The 13264-nt window shown below is 73.1% G+C and carries 10 protein-coding genes; 4 read left to right on the top strand and 6 right to left on the bottom strand.

Features of this window, described 5'->3' with window-relative positions:
- Nucleotides 1–143: 143 nt before the first annotated feature.
- From recD2 to BOQ63_RS17145, 3 genes are all read left to right on the top strand, one after another.
- Complete coding sequence (recD2, locus tag BOQ63_RS17155) at nucleotides 144–2411, top strand: SF1B family DNA helicase RecD2 (RefSeq protein WP_223885958.1); 2268 nt, start codon at nucleotides 144–146, stop codon at nucleotides 2409–2411.
- Nucleotides 2412–2636: 225 nt separating this feature from the next.
- Complete coding sequence (locus tag BOQ63_RS17150; protein ID WP_030289141.1) at nucleotides 2637–3926, top strand: citrate synthase; 1290 nt, start codon at nucleotides 2637–2639, stop codon at nucleotides 3924–3926.
- A 565-nt stretch (nucleotides 3927–4491) separates the two neighbouring features.
- Nucleotides 4492–5211: an SDR family NAD(P)-dependent oxidoreductase gene (locus BOQ63_RS17145; RefSeq protein WP_030289139.1), complete on the top strand. Its 720-nt coding sequence runs from the start codon at nucleotides 4492–4494 to the stop codon at nucleotides 5209–5211.
- An 87-nt stretch (nucleotides 5212–5298) separates the two neighbouring features.
- Here the strand turns inward: BOQ63_RS17145 and BOQ63_RS17140 are convergent, their stop codons facing one another.
- The 5 genes from BOQ63_RS17140 to dhaK all read right to left on the bottom strand — a co-directional run bounded on the left by BOQ63_RS17140 (nucleotide 5299) and on the right by dhaK (nucleotide 10730).
- Nucleotides 5299–7572, bottom strand: coding sequence for a heavy metal translocating P-type ATPase (locus tag BOQ63_RS17140; protein WP_030553310.1), 2274 nt, complete (start codon nucleotides 7570–7572; stop codon nucleotides 5299–5301).
- 68 nt (nucleotides 7573–7640) lie between these two features.
- The gene (locus BOQ63_RS17135; RefSeq protein ID WP_030289135.1) at nucleotides 7641–7859 is read right to left on the bottom strand and encodes a heavy-metal-associated domain-containing protein; all 219 of its coding nucleotides are present in this window, start codon (nucleotides 7857–7859) and stop codon (nucleotides 7641–7643) included.
- A 116-nt stretch (nucleotides 7860–7975) separates the two neighbouring features.
- Nucleotides 7976–8908, bottom strand: a complete 933-nt coding sequence (locus tag BOQ63_RS17130) for a PrsW family intramembrane metalloprotease (RefSeq protein WP_030289133.1) — start codon at nucleotides 8906–8908, stop codon at nucleotides 7976–7978.
- Nucleotides 8909–9070: 162 nt separating this feature from the next.
- Nucleotides 9071–9715: a dihydroxyacetone kinase subunit DhaL gene (gene dhaL, locus BOQ63_RS17125; protein WP_150475960.1), complete on the bottom strand. Its 645-nt coding sequence runs from the start codon at nucleotides 9713–9715 to the stop codon at nucleotides 9071–9073.
- Between the two features lie 19 nt (nucleotides 9716–9734).
- Entirely contained in the window at nucleotides 9735–10730 is a 996-nt protein-coding gene (gene dhaK / locus BOQ63_RS17120) for a dihydroxyacetone kinase subunit DhaK (RefSeq protein WP_030289130.1), read from the bottom strand.
- A 182-nt stretch (nucleotides 10731–10912) separates the two neighbouring features.
- Here dhaK and dhaM point away from each other — a divergent pair, with 182 nt between their 5' ends.
- A complete protein-coding gene (gene dhaM, locus BOQ63_RS17115) occupies nucleotides 10913–11308 on the top strand; it encodes a dihydroxyacetone kinase phosphoryl donor subunit DhaM (protein WP_072654577.1) in 396 nt (131 codons plus the stop codon).
- A gap of 89 nt (nucleotides 11309–11397) precedes the next feature.
- Here the strand turns inward: dhaM and BOQ63_RS17110 are convergent, their stop codons facing one another.
- The gene (locus tag BOQ63_RS17110; protein ID WP_150475958.1) at nucleotides 11398–13125 is read right to left on the bottom strand and encodes a bifunctional 3'-5' exonuclease/DNA polymerase; all 1728 of its coding nucleotides are present in this window, start codon (nucleotides 13123–13125) and stop codon (nucleotides 11398–11400) included.
- Nucleotides 13126–13264: the final 139 nt, after the last annotated feature.

Below are 13264 nucleotides of genomic sequence, written 5' to 3'. Positions count from 1 at the left end.
CCCTGCACGGTGGGTTGGCCGTCGGTGGACGGAGAGTGCGCGAGCTACGGGAGGTCCGCGACGGGCGCGCGGGGTGCGCGGAGTGCGCGGGTTCCGGCGGGCCCGCGGCTTTGTCCGCGCAGGGCGGTACGGTGCGTAACGGAATGGTTCACCCGTACCGGTCGAAGGGGGCTCCGGTGGGCAAGCAGGCGCAGTCGGGGCAGCAGGTCCCGCACCAACTCGCGCAGGTCGAGGGCGTGCTGGAGCGGATCACCTATGCCAACGAGGAGACCGGTTACACGGTGGCGCGGGTGGACACCGGCCGGGGCGGGAACGACCTGCTGACGGTGGTGGGCGCGCTGCTGGGGGCGCAGGTCGGCGAGTCGCTGCGGCTGCACGGGCGGTGGGGTTCGCACCCGCAGTACGGGCGGCAGTTCACGGTGGAGAACTACACGACGGTGCTGCCGGCCACGGTGCAGGGCATCCAGCGGTACCTGGGCTCGGGGCTGATCAAGGGGATCGGGCCGCGGTTCGCCGAGCGGATCGTGGAGCGCTTCGGGGTGGACACCCTGGAGGTGATCGAGAACGAGCCGGGTCGGCTGATCGAGGTGCCGGGGCTGGGACCGAAGCGCACCAGGAAGATCGCCGAGGCCTGGGACGAGCAGAAGGCCATCAAGGAGGTGATGGTCTTCCTCCAGGGGGTCGGGGTGTCGACCTCCTTGGCGGTCCGGATCTACAAGCAGTACGGGGACGCCTCGATCGGGGTGGTGAAGAACGAGCCGTACAAGCTGGCTTCGGACGTCTGGGGCATCGGCTTCCTGACGGCGGACCGGATCGCGCAGGCGGTGGGCATCCCGCACGACAGCCCGGAGCGGGTGAAGGCCGGGCTGCAGTACGCGCTGTCGCAGAGCAGCGACCAGGGGCACTGCTACCTGCCGGAGGAGCGGCTGATCGCGGACGGCGTGAAGCTGTTGCAGGTGGACGTGGGGCTGGTGATCGACTGCCTGGCGGAGCTGGTCGCGGCCGAGGGGGTGGTGCGCGAGACGGTGCCGGGGGAGGCGGGCGAGCCGATCACCGCGATCTACCTGGTGCCGTTCCACCGGGCGGAGATCTCGCTGGCCAACCAGCTGCTGCGACTGCTCCGTTCGGACTCCGACCGCCTGCCGTGGTCCGCCGAGGTGGACTGGCCGGTGGCGCTGGACTGGCTGGCGAAGCGGACGGGGACGGAGCTGGCGCCGGAGCAGCAGCAGTCGGTGCGGCTGGCGCTGACCCGCAAGGTCGCGGTGCTGACGGGTGGTCCGGGCTGCGGCAAGTCGTTCACGGTGAAGTCGATCGTGATGATGGCGCTGGCCAAACGGGCGAAGGTGGTGCTGGCGGCGCCGACCGGCCGGGCGGCGAAGCGGCTGGCGGAGCTGACCGGGGCGGAGGCCTCGACGGTGCACCGGTTGCTGGAGCTGAAGCCGGGCGGGGACGCCGCCTACGACCGGGACCGGCCGCTGGACGCGGACCTGGTGGTGGTGGACGAGGCGTCGATGCTGGACCTGATCCTGGCGAACAAGCTGGTCAAGGCGGTGCCGCCGGGCGCCCATCTGCTGTTCGTGGGGGACGTGGACCAGCTGCCCTCGGTGGGTGCCGGGGAGGTGCTGCGGGACCTGCTGGCGGAGGGCGGGCCGATCCCGTCGGTGCGGCTGACCCGGATCTTCCGGCAGGCGCAGCAGTCCGGAGTGGTGGTCAACGCGCACCGGATCAATGAGGGGAAGCCGCCGTTGACGGAGGGTCTGGCGGACTTCTTCCTGTTCGCCGAGGAGGACACGGAGCGGGCGGCCGGTCTGACGGTGGACGTGGTGGCGCGTCGGATCCCGCAGAAGTTCGGCTTCGATCCGCGCCGGGACGTGCAGGTGCTGGCGCCGATGCACCGTGGCCCGGCCGGGGCGGGGAACCTGAACACGCTGTTGCAGGGCGCGGTGACGCCGGCCCGGGAGGGGCTGGCGGAGCGGCGGTTCGGCGGGCGGACGTTCCGGGTGGGGGACAAGGTCACCCAGATCCGCAACAACTACGACAAGGGGCGGAACGGCGTCTTCAACGGCACAGTGGGAGTGGTGACCGCCCTCAGCGTGGACGACCAGCGGCTGACGGTGCTCACCGACGAGGACGAGGAGGTGTCGTACGACTTCGACGAACTGGACGAGCTGTCACACGCGTACGCGGTGACGATCCACCGCTCGCAGGGCAGTGAGTATCCGGTGGTGGTGATTCCGGTCACGATGTCCGCTTGGACGATGCTCCAGCGAAATCTGCTCTACACCGCTGTGACCAGGGCGAGGAAACTCGTGGTGCTGGTGGGGTCACGGAAGGCGATCGCGCAGGCCGTGAGGGCCGTCAGTGCAGGTCGGCGGCATGCCGCGCTCGATCATCGACTTGCTTCTGGATGATTATCCAACAGGATGGTTGCCTCTAATGTTCTCTTGACGTGAAGAGATTTACGGCAGAGCCTAGGGTGGTGCCGATCTTGTCCGGTTCGTACCGGCTGCGGCGGCAGGTTTTGTAGGGGCAGGCCCTTCCGGGCCACCCCGGGTGCGCGACTGTCCTCCGGATGGGGGATCGTGGAGACAGTCAGGGCACCTTGGAAGAGGATTCATTTCGTCGGTGAGGAAGACGTGAGCGACAACTCGGTAGTACTGCGGTACCAGGACGGCGAGTACGAGTACCCCGTCGTCGAGAGCACTGCGGGCAACTCCGGCTTCGACATCTCGAAGCTGCTCCCGCAGACCGGCCTGGTCACCCTGGACAACGGCTTCGGTAACACCGCCGCGTACAAGTCCGCGATCACCTTCGTGGACGGCGACAACGGCATCCTGCGGTACCGCGGCTACCCGATCGAGCAGCTCGCAGCACAGGGCGGCTTCATCGAGACCGCGTACCTCCTGATCAACGGCGAGCTGCCCAACGCGGACCAGCTGGCGGAGTTCAACCGCGAGATCACCCAGCACACGCTGCTGCACGAGGACGTCAAGCGCTTCTTCCAGGGCTTCCCGCGGGACGCCCACCCGATGGCCATGCTGTCCTCGGTGGTCGGTGCGCTCTCCACGTTCTACCCGGAGAGCCACAACCCCTTCGACGCGGCCCAGCGCCACCTGTCGACCGTCCGCCTGCTGGCCAAGCTGCCGACGATCGCCGCGTACGCGTACAAGAAGGCGATGGGCCAGCCCTTCGTCTACCCGCGCAACGACCTGAGCTACGTCGAGAACTTCCTGCGGATGACCTTCGCGGTCCCCGCCGAGGACTACGAGCTCAACCCGGTCGTCGTCAACGCCCTGGACAAGCTGCTCATCCTGCACGCGGACCACGAGCAGAACTGCTCGACCTCCACCGTGCGCCTGGTCGGCTCCAGCCACGCCAACCTGTTCGCCTCGATCTCGGCGGGCATCTCGGCCCTGTGGGGCCCGCTGCACGGTGGCGCCAACCAGGCCGTGCTGGAGATGCTGGAGAGCATCCAGAAGGACGGCGGCGACGTCGACGCGTTCATCACGAAGGTGAAGAACAAGGAAGCCGGCGTCAAGCTGATGGGCTTCGGCCACCGCGTCTACAAGGCCTTCGACCCGCGCGCCGCGCAGGTCAAGCTGCTGGCGCACGAGGTCCTCGGCCAGCTCGGCAAGAGCGACGAGCTGCTGGAGATCGCGCTCAAGCTGGAGGAGCACGCCCTCAAGGACGACTTCTTCATCTCGCGCAAGCTGTACCCGAACGTGGACTTCTACACCGGCCTGATCTACCGCGCCATGGGCTTCCCGACCAGCATGTTCACCGTGCTGTTCGCCCTCGGCCGGCTGCCGGGCTGGATCGCCCACTGGCACGAGATGATCAACGACCCGACCAGCCGGATCGGCCGCCCGCGCCAGATCTACACGGGCACCGCGATCCGCGACTACGTCGAGCTCGACCAGCGCTGACCCGGGGGCGGGTCCGACCGCCACGCCCTGGCACCGCACCGAAAGGGGCCCGGCCGCTGCTGAGCGGCCGGGCCCCTTCGCGTCCTCGCGCCCCGGACCCGGAAAGGGCCCGCGCGGGGGCGGAACCGTACGGCGCACGACTCCGGGGCCGACTGCAGCCGGGGACGGCCGCTCAAAGCGTCCCTGGCCCGCCACACCCCGGCGCCGTGCGCGAAGGCCGTCGAAAGGACGACGACCGTCCCGGGGCCCGCCGGAGCCCCGTCGGCGACAGCCGCTGGAAGCGCGGGGCGCGTTGCCGTTGATCGCGCCCGCCCATCGGAAAAACTGCCGCACTACCAACCTAAGACGTATCAGGGTGCGAGAAGTTACGCCCGGGGGGTGTGACCTGCCTCTCGCCACGCTCCGTAGGCGCTCGGTTCCACGCTCATATCACACCTTCCCTCGCGCGCGACGTCACCCTCCCCGCAGTCACGGCAACCGAGCGTGATAGGAATCGTGGCATTCCGGTACGGACCGTCGCGCCCACTTCGTCGCGCGGCGGCGGAACTGGGGAGGGAGTGCGCAGATGGCCAGGAACGTCGTCGTCACCGGCGGTGGCACGGGAATCGGGTACGAAATCGCACGGCGGTTCGCCGAAGCGGGCGACCAGGTGGTGATCGTCGGTCGCCGTCGTGCGGTCCTCGAGAAGGCCGCAGCCGATCTCGGGCCGAACGCCACCCCCCTGGTGTGCGACCTCGCCGACCCGGACGCGGTGGAGGCGGCGCTGGCCGACCTGCCCGACCGGATCGACGTGCTGGTCAACAACGCGGGCAGCCGGGAGACCGTGGTCGGGGGCGGGACGCACGCCCTGCTGGCCCGCTGGCGCGGCGACTTCGAGCGCAACGTGATGACCGCGGTGCTGCTCACCGAGTCGATCCGGGACCGGCTCACCCCGGGCTCCGGCCGGGTCGTCACCATCAGCTCCATCGCCGCCCTGCGCGGGGCCGGCTCGTACGGCGCGGCGAAGGCCTCGCTGCACGCATGGAACCACTTCCTGGCCGCGCAGTTGGGCACCTCGGGCATCACCGCCAACATCGTCGCGCCGGGCACGGTGGCCGGCACCGAGTTCTTCGGGCCGCGGCTGGACGAGGCGGAGGTCGCCCGCCGGGCGGCGCGCACCCTGCTGGGCCGGATCGGCGAGACCGGCGAGGTCGCGGCGGCGGTGCACTTCCTGGCCTCGCCCGAGGCCGGGTTCATCACCGGCGAGATCCTGCACTGCAACGGCGGGGAGCTGCTGGGGCGCTGAGGCATGACGAGGGGCCCGGACCGGGCGCGGTCCGGGCCCCTCGTGCTGCGGGCCTCGTGCTGCGGGGCCCTTCGGCTGTCTCAGACCTCAGGCGGGCTGGAAGCGGCGCAGCCGGAGGCTGTTGCTGACCACGAAGACCGAGGAGAAGGCCATCGCGGCCCCGGCGACCATCGGGTTGAGCAGTCCGGCGGCCGCCAGCGGGATCGCCGCCACGTTGTAGCCGAAGGCCCAGCAGAGGTTGCCTCTGATGGTGCCGAGGGTGCGGCGGGAGAGCCGGATGGCGTCGGCCGCGGAGCGCAGGTCGCCACGGACCAGGGTGAGGTCGCCGGCCTCGATCGCCGCGTCGGTGCCGGTGCCCATCGCCAGGCCCAGGTCGGCCTGGGCGAGCGCGGCGGCGTCGTTGACGCCGTCCCCGACCATCGCCACGACCCTGCCCTCGGCCTGCAGCCGGCGCACGGTGTCGACCTTCTCCTCGGGCAGCACCCCCGCGACGACGTCCCGGGGGGCGATGCCGACCTCGGCCGCGACCGCCCCGGCCGCCGCCGGGTTGTCGCCGGTCAGCAGCACCGGGCGCAGGCCCAGGGCGCGCAGCCGGGCGACGGCCTCGGCGCTGGTCGGCCTGACCGCGTCGGCGACCTCCAGCACGGCCCGGGCCTCGCCGTCCCAGCCGACCGCGACCGCGGTGCGGCCGGCCGCCTCGGCGGCGGCCATGGCGCGGGCCAGGACGGGCGGCAGGTGCCGGGCGCCGTCGGTCGGCCGGGCCCCGCGCCCGGCGGTGACCGTGCGGCCGTCCACGATGCCCTCCACGCCCCGGCCGGGCAGGCTGCGGAAGTCGTCCACCGGCGGCAGCCCGCCGAGGCGGTCGGCGGCGGCCTCGGCGATGGCCCGGGCGACGGGGTGCTCGGAAGCGTGCTCCACGGCCCCGGCCAGACGCAGCACCTCGGCCTCGGTGACGCCCTCGGCGGTGTGCACGGCGAGCAGCGCCATCCGGCCGGTGGTGACGGTGCCGGTCTTGTCCAGTACGACGGTGTCGACCCGGCGGGTGGACTCCAGCACCTCCGGTCCCTTGATCAGGATGCCGAGCTGGGCGCCGCGGCCGGTGCCGACCAGCAGGGCGGTCGGGGTGGCCAGACCCAGGGCGCACGGGCAGGCGATGATCAGCACGGCCACCGCGGCGGTGAACGCATCGGTGGGGCTGCTGGTGGTCAGCAGCCGGCCGACCAGGGTGGCGAGCGCGATCAGGATGACCACCGGAACGAAGACGGCGGAGACCCGGTCGGCCAGGCGCTGGGCGGCGGCCTTGCCGTTCTGGGCCTCCTCGACCAGCCTGGCCGTCCGGGACAGCTGGGTGTCCGCGCCGACCCGGGTGGCCTCGACCACCAGGCGGCCGCCCGCGTTGACGGTGGCGCCGGTGACGGTGTCGCCGACGGTGACCTCGACCGGGACGGACTCGCCGGTCAGCATCGAGGCGTCGACGGCCGAGGCACCCTCGACCACCGTGCCGTCGGTGGCGATCTTCTCGCCCGGGCGCACCACGAAGCGCATGCCGACGGTGAGCCGCTCCACCGGCAGCCGGACCTCCCGGCCGTCCTGGAGGACGGCGACGTCCCCGGCACCGAGGTCGAGCAGGGCGCGCAGGGCGGCGCCGGCCCGGCGCTTGGAACGGGCCTCCAGGTGACGGCCGAGCAGGATCAGCACGGTGACGCCGGCGGCGGTCTCCAGGTAGAGCGTGCCGGAGGGGTCGGTGCCGCCGACCGGGAGCGAGAAGTCGTGCCGCATCCCCGGCACGCCGGCGTGGCCCAGGAACAGTGCCCAGCAGGACCAGCCGAAGGCGGCCAGGGTGCCGAGCGAGACCAGGGTGTCCATGGTCGCGGCGCCGTGCCTGAGGTTGGTCCAGGCGGCGCGGTGGAAGGGCAGGCCGCCGTGGACGACGACCGGACCGGTCAGGGCGAAGGCGAGCCACTGCCAGTCGGTGAACTGCAGGGCCGGGACCATCGAGAGCAGGACCACCGGGACGCTGAGCACGGCGCTGACCAGCAGGCGCTCGCGAAGGGGGTCCCGCTCGGCGGGTCGCGCGGCGGCGGGCCGGTGGGCGGTGGCCGGTTCGGCGGCGGGGGCCGGGGGAGGGGGGAGCTCGGCGGTGTAGCCGGTGCGCTCGACCGTGGCGATCAGCTCCTCGACCGTGACGCCGGGACCGTAGTCGACCCGGGCCTTCTCGGTGGCGAAGTTCACGGCGGCCTCGACGCCGTCCATCCGGTTGAGCTTCTTCTCGATCCGGGCCGCGCAGGAGGCGCAGGTCATCCCGCCGATCGACAGCTCGACCCGGTCCCGTGCCCGAACGCCGGGGGCGGAGGTGGTCATGCGGGTGGCTCCTCGGTGGTGCGTACGGCGGCGGCCGGGTGTGCCGGCCCCCGCCGTAGCGGGGCGGCTCAGGCGGCGGGGCCGACCAGCTCGTAGCCGGCCTCGTCGATCGCGGCGCGGACCTGCTCCTCCTCCAGCGGGGCGGCGGAGGAGACCGTCACGGTGCCCGCCTGGGCGTCGGCGGCGACGTCGGTGACACCGGCCAGCGTGGAGAGCTCCTCGCTGATCGCCTTCTCGCAGTGGCCGCAGCTCATGCCGGACACGGTGTAGGTGATGGTGCTGGACATCGGGGCCCTCCGGAGGTCGGTGCGTCACTGGCTCTTGTTCTCCCGACACCATACCCCTCCAGGGTATCTCCCGGAGGGGTGGGTGAAGTGGATCGCATCGTAGGCGACATGACCGCTCAGACCGGGGAGGACGGGGACTGTGCCGGGATCGGCGCGGTCGGCTCCCGCCGGAGCAGCAGCCGCAGCCAGAGCAGTCCACCCAAGGAGACCACGAGCAGCCCCGTCGTGTCGTACGCGGTGTACAGGTGGATCTGCTCGCTGGACGGGTTCGGCATGTAGCCGAGGTCGAACAGGGCGCGCTGGAAGTCGCTGGTGGTGGTTCGGGCGACCAGCCAGACGGCGATGCCGCTCGTGCTGTCCCAGAGCGCGTGCAGCAGCGAGACACCGAGGAAGGTCGGCACCACCGGGGCGGTGACCCGGAAGCGCCCGCCGCGCCGGGCCCGGAACAGCACTCCGCCGATGATCGCCGTCCACAGGATGTGGCCCACCGGGGCGAGCACCCCGCGCAGGATCTCCGTCTCCACCAGGTCGTCCAGCGAGAGCCCCTGGATGCTCAGCACGGCGTTGAACGCGTACCCGGCGCTCTCGAACGCGGCGAAGCCCGCCCCGACGGTGGCGCCCAGCACCAGCCCGTACCGCAGCCCGCTGATCCGCAGCCGCCGGCTGACCACCACCAGTGCGGCCAGCTTGACCGCCTCCTCGATCAGGCCGACGCCGACGTACATCCACACCGAGGGGGAGAGCAGGTACGACTCCAGCACCGAGGCGCCCAGGACGCCGATCACCCCGCCGAGGCCGAAGCAGGTGAGGATCCGGTCCGGGCCGAGGTCGGCCGCGTAGCGCTCGTACACCCGGATCACCACGGTCGCCGGAACGAGGAAGCTGCCCAGCAGCACGATCGTCGGGACCAGGTTGGTGTTGTCGGTGAAGAAGGTGACCAGGACGGTCGAGGCCCAGAGCAGCAGACCGGTCAGGAAGAGCCTCGCCCAGTGGTGGGGCCGGGCAGCCGTCCGGCCGGGGGGCGTGGTGACGTGCGGAGTGGGATGGATACCGGACACCGGGCAGGCGCTCCTCTGGGTTACGGCTTCTCGACCAGGTCGACAACATCAACGACGCTCGCTTCCCTTACGGTGCGATGGTCGGCCACCCGGTTCCGCCCCCCCGCGCCCCGGTCGGGGCACGGGGGACCGCGCGGTTGGAGGAGCGAGGCCCTACCGGTTGCCGGTGACGTCGGCGAGGGTGCGGAAGAGGAGCGCGGTGGAGGTGGCACCGGGGTCCTGGTGGCCGGTGCTGCGTTCGCCGAGGTAGGAGGCGCGGCCCTTGCGGGCCCGGAGCGGGACGGTGTCGCGGGCTCCCTGCTCGGCGGCGTCGGCGGCGGCCGCCGCGGCCTCGGGGAGGGTGGCGCCGGCGGCGGCCGCGGCGCGGAGGGCGGCGACGGCCGGGGTCCAGGCGTCGACGATGGTCTTGTCGCCGGGCTCGGCCTTGCCGAGGATGCGGACCGCGTCCAGCCCGGCGGCCATGGCCTCGGCGAGGGTGACCGGGCCGGCCGGCTCGGGCAGGGCGGCGCCGAGGGCGCGGAAGGCCTTGCCGTAGAGCGGGCCGGAGGCACCGCCGACCTTGGAGATGAGGGTGGTGCCGGTCCTGGTGAGGACGGCGCCGGGGCCGGTCGGCTGGAGGCCCTCCAGGGCTGCCAGGGCGGCGTCGAAGCCGCGCCGCAGGTTGCTGCCGTGGTCGCCGTCGCCGATCGCGGAGTCCAGTTCGGTGAGCCGGTCCTGCTCCTTCTCGACAGCCGCGGCGATCGAGCGGATCCAGGCCTCGGCCAGCGCGGTGTCGAACAGCGGGGTGTCGAAGTCCATCGGGTCTCCTTCGAGGGACTCAGGCCCGCTTGAGGGCGGGGGTGTCGACCGGGGCGTCCCAGAGGTCCAGCAGTTGGGCATCGGCCTGGGTGAGGGTGAGTGAGAAGCCCGCCATGTCGAGGCTGGTGACGTAGTTGCCGACCAGGCTGCGGGCCACCGTGATGCCGCGCTCGGCGAGCCGGGCGGCGACCTCGCCGTAGACCACGTACAGCTCCAGCAGCGGGGTCGCGCCCAGACCGTTGAGCAGGGCGATCACCTCGTCGCCCGCAGTCAGGTGGTGGTCGGCGAGGACGGTCTCGACCACCTCGGCGGCCAGCTCGCGGGCCGGGCGGAGCTTCTCGCGGCGGCGGCCGGGCTCGCCGTGGATGCCGACGCCGACCTCGATCTCGTCCTCGGGCAGGTCGAAGCCGGGCTTGCCGGCGGCCGGGACGGTGGCCGCGGTGAGCGCGACGGCGAAGGAGCGGGAGGCGGCGTTGACCCGCTCGCCCAGGGCGGCCACCTCGTCCAGGCCGGCCCCGCGTTCGGCCAGCGCACCGGCCGTCTTCTCGACCAGGACGGTCGCGCCGGTGCCCCGGCGGCCTGCCGTCCAGGTGGAGTCCTCGACCGCGACGTCGTCGTTGACCAGGACGGTGCGGACCTCCAGGCCCTCCTCGGCGGCCACTTCGGCGGCGAGCTCGAAGTTCATCACGTCGCCGGTGTAGTTCTTCACGACGAAGACCACCCCGGCGCCGTTCTCCACCGCCTTGGCGGCGGCCAGCATCTGGTCCGGGACGGGGGAGGTGAACACCTCGCCAGGGCAGGCGGCGTCCAGCATGCCGGGGCCGACGAAGCCGCCGTGCAGCGGCTCGTGGCCGGAACCGCCGCCGGAGACCAGTGCGACCTTGGGCCCGGCCGGGCGGGCGGCCCGGGTGATCACCCGGTTGGGGATGTCCACCGTCAGCTCGGGGTGGGCGGCGGCGAACCCGGCCAGGGCGTCCTCCAGGACGCTCTCCGGGGTGTTGATCAGCTTCTTCAACGTTCTTCGCTCCCTAGGTGGCCTTGAGGACAGGACGCTACGGCGGACGCTGCGGGGGCCTGATCCGCAGGACGGCCCCGGCGCCGACGCTACGCCAGACGGCGGGCCCCGGCACGGGGTGCGACACGCGCGATTCCGGTCACCCTCCCGGAGCAGTGGGACCGGGTCGTAGGGTCGCGGGCATGAGCGGACACGTGGGCATTGTTCTGGTTTCGCACAGCGCTCGGCTCGCGGAGGGGCTGCGCGAGCTGCTCGGCGAACTCGCCCCGGACGGTGTGCGGGTGGTGGTCGCGGCCGGGACGGAGGACGGCGGGCTCGGCACCAGCTACGAGCTGATCGCCGGGGCGATCGCCGAGGCGGACGGCGGGGCGGGCGTGGTCGTGCTGCCGGACCTCGGCAGCTCGGTGCTCACCGCCGCGACCGTGCTGGAGGACGAGCCGAGGCTGGGGGTGGAGCTGGTGGACGCACCGTTCGTGGAGGGCGCGGTGGCCGCCGCCGTCACCGCCTCGACCGGGGCGGGACTGGCCGAGGTGGTCGCGGCGGCCGAGGACGCGCGCACCTTCCGGAAGCTGGGGTAGGGCGGGTCCGACGCTTCGCGGCGGGGTGCGTGCTGCCGGCGTCGCGCGCCCGGCGGGAGGCGCCGGACACGCCCCGGGGCGTGTCGGGGCTACTTGGCGTCCGCGTAGCAGTCCACCACGGCCGTGCTGAGCGGGAAGCGCACCGGGGTGTCGCCGAAGACCAGCCGCCGGGCCTCGTCGGCGGCCGCGGTGACGACCGCGGCCACCTCCTCGGCCAGGTTGGCCGGGGTGTGCACGATCACCTCGTCGTGCTGGAAGAACACCAGGTGGGGGCGGTCCGCCGGGACGGCCACCGGGAGCTCGTTCAGCCGTCGGCGCAGCGCCGCCAGCAGGGCGAGCGCCCAGTCGGCGGCGCTGGCCTGGATGACGAAGTTGCGGGTGAACCGGCCGCGGGCGCGGGCGGTGCGGCCGCCGGTCTCGCCGGAGGTGTCGGCCTCGGTGAGGTCGAGGAAGGCGGCGGAGGCGGGCGGGCAGACCCGGCCGAGCCGGGAGGTGACCACGCCGCCGTCCTCGCCGGTGCGGGCGGCGGCCTCGACGTAGCCCATCGCGGCGGGGTAGCGGCGGTGCAGGGTGTTCAGCAGCGGGCCGATGTCGCCGCTGGTCTGCCCGTACATGGCGCCGAGCAGGCCGAGTTTGGCCTTGTCGCGGTCGCCCTGGAAGGCCTGGGCGGCGAGCGCCTCGTACAGGTCGCCGCCGGCGGCGGTGCGGGCCAGTCCGGCGTCCCCGGAGAGCGCCGCGAGCACCCGCGGCTCCAGTTGGGCGGCGTCGGCTACCACCAGCCGCCAGCCCGGGTCGGCGACCACGGCGCGGCGCAGGATGCGGGGGATCTGCAGGGCGCCGCCGCCGCGGCTGGCCCAGCGGCCGGAGACCACGCCGCCGACCACGTACTCGGGCCGGAAACGGCCGCCGCGGGCCCAGGCGTCCTGCCAGGCCCAGCCGTGGGCGACGTGGATCCGGGACAGCTCCTTGTAGCGGACCAGCAGCCGGGCGGCCGGGTGGTCGATGTTCTTGAGCTCCCAGGAGCGGGTGGAGCCGAGCTGGATGCCCGCCTCGGCGAAGGCGCGCAGCACCTGGGTGTGCGAGTCGGGGTTGAACGGCTTGGCGCCGAGGGCCCGGTGGAGTTCGACGACGAGGTCGGCGAGCACCCGGGGCTGGGTGCCGGGAACGGTGGGGCGGGGGCCGAGCAGCTCGGTGAGCAGCCGGTCGTGGAGGTCGGAGCGCCAGGGCAGGCCGTCGTGTGCCATCTCGGCGGCCACCAGGGCGCCGGCCGACTCGGCGGCGACCAGCAGCCGGAAGCGTTGCCGGGCGGCCGGGTCCGCGATGGCGGCGATCCGCCGCTGCTGTTCGGCGTGCACGGCGACGACGGCGTCCAACTGGTCGGCGCCGGGCGGAAGTTGCAGCCGGTCGGGGGCGAAGAGGGTGTCCTGGCCGTCGTCCGCGTCGGTCAGGCCGGGCTCGGGCAGGTCGTCCGGGACGGGCAGGCCGCGCAGCCGGGACCAGGCGGCGCCGAGCGAGCGGGGCGCGCCGAAGCGGCCCTCGAGGCCCAGCAGCAGGGCCTCCACCAGCCGCAGGTCGTGGCAGCGGGCGAGCCGGTCGGGCAGTCGGGGCAGCAGCGGGGCGTACCCGGAGTCGGCGGCGGCCCAGACCCAGCGGGGCCCCGGCGGATGATCGCCGCGAGTTCCCTCCCGGGCGGCGACCGCGGCGGCGAGGTCGCGGACGGTCTCCGGCGGGCCGAGCGGGCTGCCGGCGTCGTCGAGCGGCTGGAGGCGGCCGCCGGGGCCGTGCGGATCGGGCACGAGGGCGGTTCTGGGGGCCACTGCGGGCGTCTTCTCTCCGGTGCGGGTCTGTGGACTGGCGGTTCGGCGATCGGGCGGCGATCGGGCGTACGGGCGGCGTGCGGGTGTGCGGTCCGCGGGTCCGCGCCGTCGACGTTAACGGGTGGGTCTGACAACGATG

The organism is Streptomyces viridifaciens, assembly GCF_001888885.2.
Lineage (GTDB): Bacteria > Actinomycetota > Actinomycetes > Streptomycetales > Streptomycetaceae > Kitasatospora > Kitasatospora aureofaciens.
The sequence above is the reverse complement of the archived record's forward strand: the minus strand, read 5'-3'. Positions and strand labels throughout refer to the sequence as shown.